Here is a 12,805-nt window from a genome sequence, read left to right on the forward strand (position 1 = left end):
CAAGGTCGGAGAGGGTGAGCACGAACCGGACGGGGCGGTGTCAGTGCTCGCGGAACTCGGGCCAGTCAGCGCCCGGCAGCAGCGCCGCGTGCAGCGCACTCTGCGCCACGTCGAGGCTGGGATAGTCAGCCCGGGAGACCTCGTCGGTCAGCAGTCGGAAGGTGTAGCCGACATCCGTCTTATGCACGGTGCCGACCACTCCAGCCGGCCCGTACGCCACCCAGGTCTTTTCGATCGTCATCTGGTTACTCGTCATTGAGCGTTCCTTTCGTCGGCGTCAAGCCTAGAACTCCGGCGGCTGAAAGCAAGGGCTGGCCGGCGATCACTCCACTGGCAGTGCTCTGCCCGCCCGATTTCGCGGAAGCGATCCGCCTCTAGGCTTGAACCATGCCTTACTCCGCTGCTGATGACCGATACGAATCCGCCGACTATGTGAGAACTGGTCGCAGCGGGCTGAAACTTCCCCGGGTGTCCCTCGGACTCTGGAACAACTTCGGGTACGACCGCCCGCTCGAGACCCAGCGCGCGATTCTGCGCCGTGCTTTCGACCTCGGGGTCACCCACTTCGATCTGGCCAACAACTACGGCCCGCCGGCCGGAAGCGCGGAGTCGAACTTCGGCACCATCCTGGCGCAGGACTTCCGCCCGTACCGCGACGAGCTCGTCATCTCGAGCAAGGCCGGCTACGACATGTGGCAGGGCCCGTACGGAGACTTCGGCTCGCGCAAGTACCTCCTGTCGTCGCTCGACCAGAGCCTCGGGCGTCTCGGCCTCGACTACGTCGACATCTTCTACTCGCACCGCCCCGACCCGGAGACCCCGATCGAGGAGACGATGGGCGCGCTCGCCACCGCCGTCACCTCGGGCAAGGCGCTCTACGTCGGTATCTCCAACTACAACGCGGAGCAGACGCTCGCCGCGCACGCCGCCCTGGCCGAGCACAAGATCCCGCTGCTCATCCACCAGCCGCGCTACAACATGTTCGACCGCCACATCGAGGCCGATGGGCTGTTCCCCGTGCTCGACCAGCTCGGCATGGGCAGCATCGTGTTCTCACCCCTCGCCCAAGGACTGCTGACGAACCGCTACCTCAAGGGAATCCCCTCCGATTCGCGCGTGGCAGAGGGTCGCTGGATGTCCGAGTCGAACATCAGCGAGACCTACCTCGAGCGCGCCAAGGCCCTCCAGGCGATCGCGGACTCTCGCGGCCAGAGCCTCGCCCAGCTCGCGCTGAGCTGGGTGCTCCGCGTTCCGCAGGTGACCTCGGCGCTGATCGGCGCGAGCAGTGTCGCCCAGCTGGAGGACAACCTCGCAGCCCTCGATGCCGCGCCGCTCACCGACGACGAGATCGCGTCGATCGAGCCGTACGCCGTGGACGGCACCGGCCGCTAGTACGCGCAGAAACCCGACGGGCGGCGAGGACTTCGGTCCTCGCCGCCTTCGTCGTTTTCACGGCGAAGCGGATGTCGGTGGTGGCCCGTACTGTCCATCTCGACACCAGATCGCCGGGCCGGCAGCACGAGAGGAACGACCATGACCACACTCGCCTTCATCGACACCGCGCGCCACAGTGACACTCTCGGCAGTGATACACACAGCCACACCCGCTCCGACGAGTACGCAATCAGTCGCGCCGGCCTGGCCCTCGTTCGCGTGCACGACGACCTCTGGCGTGTCACCCGTACCGACGGGGAGGTGCTCGGTTACGTCGAGCGCTTCGAGGTGGTCGGCGGCCTGCGCTACCGCGCCAAGCGCTACATCGCGCGACAGGGTCGTTTCGTCGCCATGGGTGACTTCTGGGGCTTCGAGTCGGCGGTCGATTGCTTCTGAGCCAGGCGTTCCCGACTCGCCACGGCTTCACTCCGGGTGGCCGGTCATCAGGGGTTATGGTGCTCCCATGCAGCTCTGGACCAACTTCGTAGACTGGCTCTCCTCAGACGACGGCGGGCGGATCGTCTCGACGATCATCGTTCCGTTCGTCGCCATCATCATCGCCGGCGTCATCGCGGCGGCGGTCGGGCGCGGCTCCACCAAGCGCATGATCGCCCTCAGCGACCGTGAGACCAAGGCATCCGCCGTCACCGCGCTGATCGGCGCCGCTCGCAAGGCGGCCGTCTGGAACACCATCTCTGCCCCCGAGCAGGCTCACGTGGAGCATCTGATCGGGGAGGCGGACATCCGTCTGCGCCTGCTACCGATGGCCGGCACGGCGCTGGCCGCCGACTGGGCCCGCCACGAGATCCTCGACATGCAGAAGAATGCGGTGTCGTTCAGCTTTCAGGCCGAGCAGTCACTCCTCACCTTCCGCGACCGGTTGATCGAGTGGCAGTCGCACCCGAGTCGGGCCAAGCGGCTGTTCAAGAACGACCTGGACTCGTGGGCCTACGACTCGACCCTCAGCGACCAAGAACTGATCGCGCAGCAGCAGGCCTGGGCTGCGCAGCAGCAGACCGAGGCGGGCTCGCTCGACGCCTACGCGGCGCCCGACCCGGCGACCAAGTCCGAGCCGCAGAAGACCGAGGCTCTCGTGCACGCACCGGCTGAGCATGCACCGGCCGAGCGTGCGACGACGGATGCCGACACCTCCGCCTTCTCGCCCGTCACCGCTGGTGCCACCGCCAAGCGAGCATCTCCGCTCGACCAACCGGTCACTCCGCGCGCCAACTGAGTTCGGAGCTGCGGCCGCGTCACACGGCACCGTGACGGCGGGATTCCTTCGGGGGTCCCGCCGTTTCGCGTTGTGCGTCACCCGCGCCCGAAACGACGGAATTTTCTCGCGGGAGGGCCGCCGAGCGCCGCGAAATGCGGCGGACATCCGTTTTCTCCGTCGTTTCGGACGGGCGAACGGATGCCGCGGGTCTCAACGACGTCGCGAGGTGCCCCCGGCAGGATTCGAACCTGCGACCAAGAGATTAGAAGGCTCCTGCTCTATCCCCTGAGCTACGGAGGCGGCGGCATCCACGATACCGCAGCGAGGTCACACCGCTTTGGCGAGGGCGACCAGCACCTGATTGAGAGTCGGCACGCCCTCGGCGCGGAAGACCTCGGCGTCGTCCTGATCCAACACGATCACCGTGGGGGTGGAACGGATGCCCGCCCGCTCAGCCTCCGCCTCGTGCGACACCGCATCGAGCTCGGCGATGGTCAGAGCGGGCACCAGCGTGGACGCCTGGTCGAGGACGGCGCGAGTCTGAATGCACGGCTCGCAGAACGAGGAGGCGAAAAAAAGGAGCTTCACACTGCGTCTAACAGCGTGAAGCTCCCCATGATTCCGAGAGCGCCTACTGGCGGTCTCCGCGGTCTTCGTGCGAGGTGACCTGGTCGCTGTCTTTGGCGTCGTACACGTAGGTGACGTGGTACTCGTCGCCGACCTTGGTGACGCTCGATTTGGTGTAGTCGATCATGGCCTCGTTTCCGTCGACCGCGGTGATGACCGTGATCTCGGCGTCGAAGTCGCCCTCGGTTACGAAACGGGTATCGGTCTGCCCATCGTTGGGGCCGCCCTGATAGATGGCGATGAACTTGTCACCGTTGGACAGGGGGAAAGCTGCGTCAGTCATCCGACATTCCTACCACGATGCGCCGGTCAGGCGGTGGCGAAGGCGACGATCGCTCCCACCAATGACGCGGCGGCCAGCAGCATTGCGATGACCAGCAGAACGAGGTGAACGGTGAAAAACGCGGTCGGCTTGCTCTCGGCATCCCTCGCTCGCGGATCTTTCGCGACCCGGCGGAAGAAGGTCGGCCAGGTCACCAGATGAAAGATGGTGTTGAGAAGGAGCAGGATGCCGAGGGTCACGTTCATGTTTCCAGCCTAGGCAGTGGTGTAAATACTTCGCCAAGCTATATAGCTTGGCTATATACTTTCAGAATGCCCAGTTCATCCCGCCCCTTTCCGGAGCGCCTCATCGTCGCCGCCAATCGCCTCACCCGCATCGCGGCCCTCGCCACCGGCAGCACCACGCCCGCCTCGGTCTGGCGCTCCCTCTCGATCCTCGAGACCGATGGATCCCTGCGCATCGGCGAACTCGCGCGTCGCAGCCGCGTGACCCAACCCACGATGACCAAGCTCATCCAGAGCCTGGCCGAGGGCGAACTCATCCACCGCATCGCCGACGTCGCCGACTCTCGCGCCTGGCTGATCGCGATCACTCCGAAAGGTATCGCCGCGCTGGATTCCTGGCGGGAGGAGGTCGGCGAAGCGTTGGCCCCGACCTTCGAAGGGCTGTCCGCGGAGGAGACCGAGATTCTGGAGCGCGCCGTGGCCATCCTCGAGGAGCGCACCGAAACCGTGCGCGCGGCAACGACAGCGGGGGTGGCGTAAGTGGCTCACAAGGCGAGCGGCAGCATCCTGAGCCAACCCAAAGAGGTGTGGGCGGTCGCCTTTGCGTGCGTGGTCGCGTTCATGGGTATCGGCCTGGTCGACCCGATCCTGCCGGCGATCGCCTCCCAACTGCACGCCACGGCGGGGCAGACCGAGCTGCTGTTCACCAGCTACCTCGTGATCACCGGCGTGATGATGTTCTTCACCAGCTGGATCTCGAGCCGCGTCGGCGCCAAGCGCACGCTGATGATCGGGCTCGCCCTCATCGTGGCCTTCGCCCTGTTCGCGGCTCTCAGCGGCAACGTGGAGAGCGTGATCGGCTTCCGCGGTGGGTGGGGTCTCGGCAACGCGCTCTTCATCTCCACCGCTCTTGCCACGATCGTCGGCGCGGCCAGCGGCGGCACCGGCAACGCGATCGTGCTCTACGAGGCTGCTCTCGGCCTCGGCATCGCGATCGGACCTCTGGTCGGCGGCCTGCTCGGCACACTCAGCTGGCGCGGTCCATTCTTTGGAACCGCGGCACTCATGGCCATCGCCTTCGTCGCGATCGCCGTGCTGCTCGGCACAGAGGACAAGACGAAACGGATGCCGACCCGCCTCTCCGCGCCGTTCCGGGCTCTCGCGAACCCGGCCCTCGCCATCCTGGCCGCGGCCGCGCTGTTCTACAACATCGGCTTCTTCACGCTGCTCGCCTGGACCCCGTTCGCCCTGCCGAAGGGAACGAGCGCGATCCAGCTCGGGCTGATCTTCTTTGGCTGGGGGCTCGCCGTCGCGATCACCTCGGTCTGGGTTGCACCGCTGTTGACCGCGCGCGTCTCGCGCACCACCGCCCTCAGCATCGTTCTTCCGCTTCTCACGATCGACCTGGTCGTCGCCGGGCTGTTCACGGGCAACACGGTGGGGCTGATCGTCTGCGTGATCGTCGGTGGACTGCTGCTCGGCATCCTGAACACGGTGCTGACTGAATCGGTCATGGAGGCGACGGATCTGCCGCGCTCGGTCGCATCATCGGCATATTCCGGCGTGCGGTTTCTCGGCGGGGCCGTCGCTCCCCCGCTGGCGGCCGAACTCGCTCTGCTGTTTAGCCCGGCGACCCCCTACTTCGTCGCCGGCGGCTCCGTGCTCATCGCCGCGATCCTGGTGGTGGCTGGCGCGAAGACGCTATCCCGCGTCAACGCTCGGGCCGAGACTCCGGAAGCGGAGGCCGAATCGGTGACGATCGGCGAATCGCTCTAGACCCTGCACCACATCGCGCGCGTCTGTGGATGGTTTGGCCGATTCGTTCAGTAAGCATCTGCGTCAGCTCAAAGGTGTTTGCGGAAGACGATTTTGTCGTCTCCGTCTGCCCAGTAGTCGCGGATTCTGGCTTCCTCGGCGTACCCCTGTGTGGAATAGAACTCTCGCGTGAGGTCGAATTGGGCGGTGCTGGAGGTATCGACAATGAGGAGGCGCCCACCTTGCTCTCTCAGCGAATCCTCTACCGATGTGATGAGTTTGGCGCCGAGCCCACGGCCCTGCAGGTCAGGCTGGACTGCGATCATGGTGAGATCCCAGACGCGGTCGGCGGCCACCATCGGCTGGAAGTACGCCATCGCCCGCACAACGTCGTCATGGTCGTCCACCAGCAGCGAGTGGCCCTCACTCGATTTCGAGTCGAAGTAGTCAGTGAATAACTCGTTCAGAAATGAGCTGTCGGCCTCTTCGAACAGTCGAGAGGCCACCACAAGGGCAACGACCGCGGCGGTGTCGTCGCGCTGTGCCGGCCTGATCATGCCTACTCTTTTCGATACATCGAAATCTGCGTATTGATCGGTGCAGTAGATGCGTGCAGATTGTATCCGTAAGCTCCGAAAAGTCCGCAGCCGAGCACTCCGGGGTTTCTGCGCAGCGGGCGACGTCACACCCCCTCGATACACTGGTCGAATGCCTTCTGTAGCTGACCGCCTCGTCTGGATCGACTGCGAAATGACGGGACTCGACGTCGACGTCGACGAACTCGTCGAGGTCGCCGTCGTCATCACCGATTTCGATTTGAATCCCGTCGATGCGGGCCTCTCCGTGGTGATCAAGCCCGATCAGTCGGCGCTCGACAACATGAACGATTTCGTGCGGAACATGCACACCACATCCGGGCTGCTCGAGGCGATCCCCGATGGTGTCGCTCTCGCCGACGCCGAGTTCGCCGTGCACGAGTACATCCTGCGCTTCGTCCCGGCTGATCAGCACGCACCGCTCGCCGGCAACACGATCGGCACCGACCGCACCTTCCTGGCCAAGTACATGCCGCGGGTCGACAAGCAGCTGCACTACCGCAGCGTCGACGTCTCCTCGATCAAGGAGCTCTCGCGACGCTGGTTCCCGCGGGTGTACTTCAATGCCCCCGCGAAAGACGGCGGGCACCGGGCCCTCGCCGACATCCTCGAGTCGATCCGCGAGCTGCAGTACTACCGCCAGGCCGCCTTCGTGGCCGACCCCGGACCCACCACCGAAGAGGTGCAGGCGATTTCGGCATCCGTGGTCGAGAACTTCCTCCCCACGCTCCAGCCCCAGACCGTGTCATCCGAGGGCGAGAATCTGTAATAAGATTGTGGAGTTGTGTCGTCGCGGCGGATTTATTCGCTGAGGATGGCAGGCATGGTGGTCGTAGCTCAGTTGGTAGAGCGCTGGCTTGTGGAGCCGGATGTCGCGGGTTCGAGCCCCGTCGATCACCCCAGAGCGTCAGGCCCCGCAATCGCGGGGCCTTTCGCGTTTGTACCGGTATCTGTGGGGGTGACGCATGCCTGATCTGCTGGAAGACGTAGAGCTGGATGTCGACCTCGGCATGCAGTTGGACCACGCCGAGCAGACCGTGCTCGGCTCCCCCTGGGTCACCATCGTCTGGAACGACCCGGTCAACCTGATGAGCTACGTCTCGTATGTCTTTCGCAGCTACTTCGGCTTCAGCCAGAAGGAGGCGAACCGCCGCATGATGCAGGTTCACTCCGAGGGTCGAGCGGTCGTCGCCACCGGTCCCCGCGAGGAGATGGAGCGGCACGTCGAGGCGATGCACGATTTCGGACTCTGGGCCACGCTGCAGAAAGCCGACGAATGAGGGGCTTCCGCCGCAAAGGCGCGAACTACGAGGCGAGCTTTGCGCCCGAGGAGGCGCGCCTCATCGTGCAACTCACCGGCCAGATCGGCGCCATGCTCGCCGAGCCTGCCGCAAACGATGCCGCGCTGAAACGACTACTCCCCGACGCCTATCGGGATGACCCCGAGGCTGCCGAGGAGTTCCGCCGCTTCACCGCGGAAAGCCTCGCCGAGCGCAAGGGGCGCAACGGGCAGACCGTCGCAGCCTCGTTGGCCGACGCCGCCGCGGCGACCTCGGCGACGAAGGTGGTTCTCGATGAACAGCAGGCGCAGGCCTGGATTCGAGCCGTTTCGGACATCCGTCTCACCATCGCGTCTCGCATCGGCATCGAGCGCGACGATGACCGGCCGAACCCCGACGAGCCCCTGGGCGACATCTACGACTGGCTGGCGTTCGTGCAGGAATCTCTGGTCGTAGCCATGCAGGGGCGACTGTGAGAGCCGATGAGGTGAGCGCGGAGGCCTTCGAGCTGCTCGTCACCGACGAGCTCGACGCGCTGCCCGACGAGATGGTGGAGGGCCTGGTGAACCTGGCCTTCGTGACCCTCGACCGACCGGATGACGGCTCGCTCGACCTTCTCGGAGAGTACGACGGAGTCGCGCTCACCGAACGTTCCGACTACGGTTTCGGCGAACTGCCCGACCGCATCGTGCTCTACCGGGAACCGCTGCTGTCCATCAGCGAAGACCTGGACGAGCTGAAAGACCAGATTCACGTCACGCTCGTGCACGAGATCGCGCATTTCTACGGCATCGACGACGCCGAGCTGCACCGCCTCGGCTGGGGCTAGCCGCGTCGTCGGTCGAGCGCCGCATCTTCGCTGGTCGAGTAGCGCCCGAGCGCCAGCGCGAGGACGCGTATCGAGACCCACCACGCGGGGTTTCGATACGGCTGCTCCTCCGTCGCGGCCTACTCAACCAGCGGTAGCGGTCACCAGCGGCAGCGAATCATCCGCCGCCCACTCCTCGAGGGAGCCGTCGTAGATGCGCACCGCGGTCACGCCCAGCTCGGCCAAGGTGATCGCGTTCGCCGCCGCCGAGATACCGCCGCCGCAGTAGAGCAGCACCTCCTCGTCGCCCGTGACGCCTTCCGCGACGTAAGCCTCACGCAGCTCGTTCTCGCCGCGCACGGTGCCGTCGGCGGCGAACAGATCGCGAGACGACACGTTCACACTGCCCGGAATGTGCCCGCGGCGGGCGTAGCGCGAAGGATGACTGCCGTCGAAGCTGCCGGCCGGGAGCCCGCAGACGAGCGGGCGGGCATCCGTCTCCGAGCGTTCGAGCAATTCGTTCTTCGTCACCCAAGCCTCGCGCACGGCTGTCGCGGGCCAGAACGGAACGGATGCCGGGGCCGCCCCCTCGCCGGTTTCGATCGGCAGACCCGCGGCCTCCCAGGCGCCGAACCCCCCGTCGAGCACGCGTGCATCCACGCCGATCCAGGTGAGCAGGTACCAGAGCCGGGCCGCGAACAGGCCGCCGGTGGAATCGTAGACGACCACGGCATCCGTCGGTCCTACCCCGAGCTCGGCGAGCCGATCTGCGATGGCCTGCGGCGTCTGGTGTGTGTAATGCAGAGCTGCGCTGGTGTCCGAGAAGTCGACCGCGACATCCACGTACTGTGAGCCGGGGATGTGCGCGGCGAGCCAAGCATCGCGCTTGCCGTCGAGGCGGTAGTCACCGTCGAAGCTCGCGGGGTGGAGCAGCAGGCTGGCGTGGAAGACGGCGGGCGGGGTAGCCGAGGCGAGGTCGAGGGCGAGCTGACGCGGGGTGACGAAGGGGGAAGTCATCCACCAACGCTAGTCGTCGAACACCACGTAGTCTGCGAGCTCACGCGGGTGCTCGCGGGCGGCGAATGCCGCCTCCTGGGCTGCCCACCGGTCCCAGTGCAGGGCGTAGGCGTCGCCATCGCGGGCGAGGGCGCGGTGCTTGCGGGTCGCGGCATCCAGCTCCACCCAGATGCCGAACGTCGCGATCGCCCGGTTCGCCCGGCTGAGGCTGCCGGAACCCTCGATCACCAGCGGACGCGACTGGTCGAGAACGTGCCACTCCGCTGGCCGATCGGCCACCCAGTCCCAGCGCTGCCAGCGCGGCTCGCTCGAGAGGACGAAGTCGTGCACGTGCCTGCTTCCCCCCTCCAGTCCGTCCCACCCGGGGTAGAAGTCATCGAGGTGAACGAGCTGTGCGCCGAGTCGCTCGGCAATCAGCGGGGCGAGGGTGGTCTTTCCCGACCCGGAGCCGCCGTCGATGAGGACGACGGGACGAGCTGCCGAACGGATCTCGGCAAGCAGCGACTCGGCGAGCCTCACGACAGCACGAACTTCCAGGTCCCGGCGATCACCGCGACCGTGATCGCCGCGGCGGGAATGCCGATCGTTAGCGCCAGGAATCCCCATTCCTTCGCTCCGAAGACGGATGCCCGGGCCCAGGTGCGCGGACGATCCGACCCGAAACCCTTCGCCTCCATCGCCGTCGCAAGTTTGCTCCCCCGCCGCACCGACAGCACCAGAAGAGAGAAGCCCTGCCGCGCAATGCGGGCGATCGGGTTGCTGTCGCCGACACCACGAGCGCGCCGGGCGAGCGCGAGAAACCGCCAATCCTCGATGAACAGACCGACCAGACGGAGACCGGCGAGCCCGCCGAGCACGAATCGCGCCGGCAGGCGCAGCACCTGTCCCAGACCATCGGCGAGATCCGTCGGATCCGTGGTGGCGAACAGCACGATGCCCGGCAGGCCGATCGCGAGGATTCTGAGCCCGATCGCCACCCCGAGACCGAGCGAGCCGTCGGTGATCGTGATCGGCCCAAGGTGCGCGAGCACGGAACCGGAGTCCTTGCCGTAGAGCACCGTGGTGAGCGCGGCCAGCGGAGCCGCGACCCACAGGGTGGCCGTGCGCAGCCAGAATTGTCGGCCCGAAAGACCCGCGAAGGGAAGCACCAGTGCTTCCAGGGCGAGAGCTACAGCGGCCGAGACCCAGTCGATCGACAACAGCAGTGCGATCGCCAGCAGGATCGCCGCAAGCATCTTGGCGACCGGGTTGATGCGCGCCACCGCGCTCGGTCGGATGTCCGGCACGATGAGGCTCACGCCGTCACCCGACTTTCCAGCACGAGAGACCGGTCGGCGATCGCCTCGATATAGTCCCGGTCGTGCGTCACCGATATCAGCGCAGTCCCGTCGTCGATGAGCTCCGCCAGGAGTGCGACCAGCTGCTCCCAGGTCAGGGCGTCCTGTCCGAAGGTCGGCTCGTCGAGCAGCAGCAGCTGCGGGCGTGTGGCGAGGGCGGTGGCAACCGACAACCGGCGCTTCTCCCCACCGGAGAGGGTGAACGGATTGGCGTTCGCGAGGTGACCCAGATGGAGGCGCTCGAGGAGCAGCTCGACACGCTCCACGCCCTCGCCCAGTGCCCGCGGACCTACTTCCAGCTCGGCCCGCACGGTTGCGGCCAGGAACTGATGCTCCGGATCCTGGAAGACCATCCCCAGTCGGGTCAGTAGTTGTTTCGACCGCCAGCGGTGTGGCTGCGCGCCGAGGCCGCGAGCAAGCGCGGCACGCGCCTCGACTGCGCCGCCCGCCGGCGGTAACAGACCGGCAAGGGTGAGTGCCAGGGTGGACTTTCCCGCGCCGTTATCGCCCACGATCACCACGGACTCCCCGGCGGCGATCTCGAGGTCGATTCCGGAGTTCACGATCGTCGGGGTGCGGCGCGCGAACTCCGTGCGTCCAACCGCCAGATCGGATGCCGCGAGCAGCGGCTGCCCGACGCTTCGAGCCTGACGTTCCGGTCGAGACGGAGGGAAGCCGGGCACCCAGACTCCCGCGGCGGCGAGCTCGGATCCCGCGCGCTGCAGTACGTCGTGCGGCGTGCCATCTGCGAGCAGCCCACCGTCGGGGTCGAGCACGATGACGCGGTCGACGACATCGAGCCAGATCGACACCCGATGCTCGATGACAATGAGAGTCGCCCCGGAGCTCTGCTGGGTTCTGGCCACGGCATCCCGCACCTCGATAACACCATCGGGGTCGAGATTCGCGGTCGGTTCGTCGAGGAGGAGCAGCCTCGGGCGCATGGCGACGATTCCGGCCAACGCGAGCCGCTGCTTCTGTCCGCCAGAAAGGTGAGCGGTCGTATGGCCGAGCGGTAGGTCGAGACCGACCTCGGCGAGCGCCGCAGGCACGCGCCGCCAGATCTCGTCCCGCGGAATTCCGAGGTTCTCGCAGGCGAAGGCGACGTCGTCGCCGACCCGGGCCAGCACGACCTGCGAATCCGGATCTTGAAGCACCAGCCCCGCCTCGCCGCGAGCGCTCTGCGGCGGGTGGCCGTCGATAAGGAGTTCACCGAAGGCGTCACCCTCCTCGTTTCCGCCGAGCACGCCGGCGAGCGCCTGGATGAGAGTCGACTTGCCCGCGCCGGAGCGTCCGAGCAGCAGCACCCGCTCCCCGGGCTCGATCGAGAGATCGAGCGCCTGGACCGCCGGCGCGCGCCGGGAGGCGTGGCGCCAGCCCCAGCCGCGCGCGGTGATCCGTGCTCCCACGGTGGCCGGCGGCGTCACGCCCGTGGGGTCGCAGTCCTGCCGGACGCGAAGCGGCTGAGAGCGCCCGAGCGCGCGAGCCCTCGCGCGGCGAGCCAGGAAAGCAGACCGGCGATCACCACACCCGAGATCACGGCCGAGACGAAGTAGACGGCCTTGAAGCCGAAGTCCAGGGCCGCGTAGTCGGTGAAGGTGGTGTCGAGGATGCCGACGGCGACTCCCGCTCCGGCGCCCGCGAGCAGCGCGACCCATAGCCGCCAGTTGGCGTAGAAGAACGCAGCGAGCACGAGCTCGGCACCGAGCCCCTCGATGATGCCCCAGATGAGCGTGGAGAAGCCCCACTGCGTGCCGACCAGCATCGAGACGACGGCCGCGATGATTTCCGTGTAAAGGGCTGCGCCAGGCTTGCGGATGACGATGCCGCCGAGCACTCCGGCGAACAGCCAACCGCCGGCGAGGAGGCCGCTGAGGCCCGGGGCGAAGGCCAGAATGCCGCTGAGCGGGGTCCAGGCGAGGCCCCAGGCCCAGAAGATGACGCCGCTCGCGACACCGATCACGCTGGCGACCACGATGTCGACCACCCGCCAGCGGTAGTTACGACGGCCGGTGACTGCTGGTGCTGCGATGGTGGAATGCACTGTCGTGCCCTTTCTCTCAAAGAGGGCACGGGTGTGGTCCGCGGCGGATGCCGAGAACCGGAGAGATTGCCTCCCTGCGCTGGCATGATCCAGATCAGGTTCGACGGTCGAAGCTTGGAGCAGCTTCCTCTCAGCCCGGCTCACCGGACTCCCGTGTTCACGGCCAATCATAGGCCGACCGGGT

The 12,805-nt window shown here is 66.6% G+C and carries 19 protein-coding genes, 2 tRNA genes and 1 riboswitch; of the genes, 10 read left to right on the forward strand and 11 right to left on the reverse strand.

The genetic code is table 11. The features are described 5' to 3' along the window. Positions 1-40: 40 nt before the first annotated feature. On the reverse strand, positions 41-256 hold the full coding sequence (locus IV501_RS00245) for a methyltransferase (RefSeq protein WP_200554419.1): 216 nt from the start codon (positions 254-256) through the stop codon (positions 41-43). A 131-nt stretch (positions 257-387) separates the two neighbouring features. Here IV501_RS00245 and IV501_RS00250 point away from each other — a divergent pair, with 131 nt between their 5' ends. From IV501_RS00250 to IV501_RS00260, 3 genes are all read left to right on the forward strand, one after another. Beyond that, positions 388-1,392, forward strand: a complete 1,005-nt coding sequence (locus IV501_RS00250) for an aldo/keto reductase (protein WP_200554420.1) — start codon at positions 388-390, stop codon at positions 1,390-1,392. Between the two features lie 141 nt (positions 1,393-1,533). Further along, on the forward strand, positions 1,534-1,830 hold the full coding sequence (locus tag IV501_RS00255; protein ID WP_234698076.1) for a hypothetical protein: 297 nt from the start codon (positions 1,534-1,536) through the stop codon (positions 1,828-1,830). A gap of 67 nt (positions 1,831-1,897) precedes the next feature. Further along, positions 1,898-2,668, forward strand: a complete 771-nt coding sequence (locus IV501_RS00260) for a hypothetical protein (RefSeq protein ID WP_200554421.1) — start codon at positions 1,898-1,900, stop codon at positions 2,666-2,668. Between the two features lie 209 nt (positions 2,669-2,877). Here the strand turns inward: IV501_RS00260 and IV501_RS00265 are convergent. The 4 genes from IV501_RS00265 to IV501_RS00280 all read right to left on the reverse strand — a co-directional run bounded on the left by IV501_RS00265 (position 2,878) and on the right by IV501_RS00280 (position 3,805). Then, positions 2,878-2,950: transfer RNA gene (locus IV501_RS00265), tRNA-Arg, on the reverse strand. Positions 2,951-2,977: 27 nt separating this feature from the next. Next, positions 2,978-3,238, reverse strand: a complete 261-nt coding sequence (locus IV501_RS00270) for a thioredoxin family protein (RefSeq protein ID WP_200554422.1) — start codon at positions 3,236-3,238, stop codon at positions 2,978-2,980. Positions 3,239-3,281: 43 nt separating this feature from the next. After that, on the reverse strand, positions 3,282-3,560 hold the full coding sequence (locus IV501_RS00275) for a hypothetical protein (RefSeq protein WP_200554423.1): 279 nt from the start codon (positions 3,558-3,560) through the stop codon (positions 3,282-3,284). Positions 3,561-3,586: 26 nt separating this feature from the next. Next, complete coding sequence (locus IV501_RS00280; protein WP_200554424.1) at positions 3,587-3,805, reverse strand: SCO4848 family membrane protein; 219 nt, start codon at positions 3,803-3,805, stop codon at positions 3,587-3,589. A gap of 66 nt (positions 3,806-3,871) precedes the next feature. Between IV501_RS00280 and IV501_RS00285 the strand changes: the two genes are divergently transcribed. Together IV501_RS00285 and IV501_RS00290 are read left to right on the forward strand one after the other, a co-directional pair. Beyond that, positions 3,872-4,324: a MarR family winged helix-turn-helix transcriptional regulator gene (locus tag IV501_RS00285; RefSeq protein ID WP_200554425.1), complete on the forward strand. Its 453-nt coding sequence runs from the start codon at positions 3,872-3,874 to the stop codon at positions 4,322-4,324. After that, positions 4,325-5,560: an MFS transporter gene (locus IV501_RS00290; RefSeq protein WP_200554426.1), complete on the forward strand. Its 1,236-nt coding sequence runs from the start codon at positions 4,325-4,327 to the stop codon at positions 5,558-5,560. Between the two features lie 68 nt (positions 5,561-5,628). Here the strand turns inward: IV501_RS00290 and IV501_RS00295 are convergent, their stop codons facing one another. After that, positions 5,629-6,096, reverse strand: a complete 468-nt coding sequence (locus IV501_RS00295; RefSeq protein ID WP_200554427.1) for a GNAT family N-acetyltransferase — start codon at positions 6,094-6,096, stop codon at positions 5,629-5,631. Positions 6,097-6,247: 151 nt separating this feature from the next. Here IV501_RS00295 and orn point away from each other — a divergent pair, with 151 nt between their 5' ends. From orn to IV501_RS00320, 5 genes are all read left to right on the forward strand, one after another. Further along, positions 6,248-6,904 (forward strand): oligoribonuclease, encoded by a 657-nt coding sequence (orn, locus tag IV501_RS00300; RefSeq protein WP_200554428.1) that lies wholly within the window; start codon positions 6,248-6,250, stop codon positions 6,902-6,904. Between the two features lie 57 nt (positions 6,905-6,961). Beyond that, positions 6,962-7,037: transfer RNA gene (locus IV501_RS00305), tRNA-His, on the forward strand. 108 nt (positions 7,038-7,145) lie between these two features. After that, on the forward strand, positions 7,146-7,415 hold the full coding sequence (gene clpS, locus IV501_RS00310; protein WP_200555369.1) for an ATP-dependent Clp protease adapter ClpS: 270 nt from the start codon (positions 7,146-7,148) through the stop codon (positions 7,413-7,415). After that, positions 7,412-7,891 carry a DUF2017 domain-containing protein gene (locus IV501_RS00315; protein WP_200554429.1) on the forward strand — a complete coding sequence of 160 codons (480 nt, stop codon included), beginning with the start codon at positions 7,412-7,414 and terminating at the stop codon, positions 7,889-7,891. Before clpS ends, IV501_RS00315 begins: the two co-directional genes overlap by 4 nt. A 71-nt stretch (positions 7,892-7,962) precedes the next feature. Further along, on the forward strand, positions 7,963-8,244 hold the full coding sequence (locus tag IV501_RS00320; RefSeq protein WP_200555370.1) for a metallopeptidase family protein: 282 nt from the start codon (positions 7,963-7,965) through the stop codon (positions 8,242-8,244). Positions 8,245-8,367: 123 nt separating this feature from the next. On the opposite strand, the gene IV501_RS00325 is transcribed toward IV501_RS00320, so the two are convergent. Genes IV501_RS00325 through IV501_RS16030 form a run of 5 tightly spaced genes read right to left on the reverse strand, consistent with a single transcriptional unit; the run spans position 8,368 to position 12,621 of the window. After that, positions 8,368-9,240 carry a sulfurtransferase gene (locus IV501_RS00325; protein WP_200554430.1) on the reverse strand — a complete coding sequence of 291 codons (873 nt, stop codon included), beginning with the start codon at positions 9,238-9,240 and terminating at the stop codon, positions 8,368-8,370. 9 nt (positions 9,241-9,249) lie between these two features. Further along, positions 9,250-9,759, reverse strand: a complete 510-nt coding sequence (locus tag IV501_RS00330; protein ID WP_307812104.1) for a nucleoside/nucleotide kinase family protein — start codon at positions 9,757-9,759, stop codon at positions 9,250-9,252. Next, positions 9,756-10,538, reverse strand: coding sequence for an energy-coupling factor transporter transmembrane component T family protein (locus tag IV501_RS00335; RefSeq protein ID WP_200554432.1), 783 nt, complete (start codon positions 10,536-10,538; stop codon positions 9,756-9,758). The genes IV501_RS00330 and IV501_RS00335 overlap by 4 nt, the downstream gene beginning before the upstream one ends. After that, positions 10,535-12,004, reverse strand: a complete 1,470-nt coding sequence (locus IV501_RS00340; protein WP_307812105.1) for an ABC transporter ATP-binding protein — start codon at positions 12,002-12,004, stop codon at positions 10,535-10,537. Before IV501_RS00340 ends, IV501_RS00335 begins: the two co-directional genes overlap by 4 nt. Beyond that, positions 12,001-12,621: an ECF transporter S component gene (locus tag IV501_RS16030; protein ID WP_307812106.1), complete on the reverse strand. Its 621-nt coding sequence runs from the start codon at positions 12,619-12,621 to the stop codon at positions 12,001-12,003. The genes IV501_RS00340 and IV501_RS16030 overlap by 4 nt, the downstream gene beginning before the upstream one ends. Positions 12,622-12,675: 54 nt before the next feature. Then, positions 12,676-12,786, reverse strand: a riboswitch (TPP riboswitch). Between the last annotated feature and the right edge of the window lie 19 nt (positions 12,787-12,805).

Origin of the sequence: Lacisediminihabitans changchengi (genome assembly GCF_016634425.1) — a bacterium.
Lineage (GTDB): Bacteria > Actinomycetota > Actinomycetes > Actinomycetales > Microbacteriaceae > Lacisediminihabitans > Lacisediminihabitans changchengi.

Excerpts from the sequence above, each read along its gene's own strand:
- IV501_RS00245 (WP_200554419.1), bottom strand. The coding sequence starts at position 256 with ATGACGAGTAACCAGATGACGATCGAAAAGACCTGGGTGGCGTACGGG.
- IV501_RS00250 (WP_200554420.1), top strand. The coding sequence starts at position 388 with ATGCCTTACTCCGCTGCTGATGACCGATACGAATCCGCCGACTATGTG.
- IV501_RS00255 (WP_234698076.1), top strand. The coding sequence starts at position 1,534 with ATGACCACACTCGCCTTCATCGACACCGCGCGCCACAGTGACACTCTC.
- IV501_RS00260 (WP_200554421.1), top strand. The coding sequence starts at position 1,898 with ATGCAGCTCTGGACCAACTTCGTAGACTGGCTCTCCTCAGACGACGGC.
- IV501_RS00275 (WP_200554423.1), bottom strand. The coding sequence starts at position 3,560 with ATGACTGACGCAGCTTTCCCCCTGTCCAACGGTGACAAGTTCATCGCC.
- IV501_RS00280 (WP_200554424.1), bottom strand. The coding sequence starts at position 3,805 with ATGAACGTGACCCTCGGCATCCTGCTCCTTCTCAACACCATCTTTCAT.
- IV501_RS00285 (WP_200554425.1), top strand. The coding sequence starts at position 3,872 with ATGCCCAGTTCATCCCGCCCCTTTCCGGAGCGCCTCATCGTCGCCGCC.
- IV501_RS00295 (WP_200554427.1), bottom strand. The coding sequence starts at position 6,096 with ATGATCAGGCCGGCACAGCGCGACGACACCGCCGCGGTCGTTGCCCTT.
- orn (WP_200554428.1), top strand. The coding sequence starts at position 6,248 with ATGCCTTCTGTAGCTGACCGCCTCGTCTGGATCGACTGCGAAATGACG.
- clpS (WP_200555369.1), top strand. The coding sequence starts at position 7,146 with ATGCAGTTGGACCACGCCGAGCAGACCGTGCTCGGCTCCCCCTGGGTC.
- IV501_RS00315 (WP_200554429.1), top strand. The coding sequence starts at position 7,412 with ATGAGGGGCTTCCGCCGCAAAGGCGCGAACTACGAGGCGAGCTTTGCG.
- IV501_RS00320 (WP_200555370.1), top strand. The coding sequence starts at position 7,963 with ATGGTGGAGGGCCTGGTGAACCTGGCCTTCGTGACCCTCGACCGACCG.
- IV501_RS00325 (WP_200554430.1), bottom strand. The coding sequence starts at position 9,240 with ATGACTTCCCCCTTCGTCACCCCGCGTCAGCTCGCCCTCGACCTCGCC.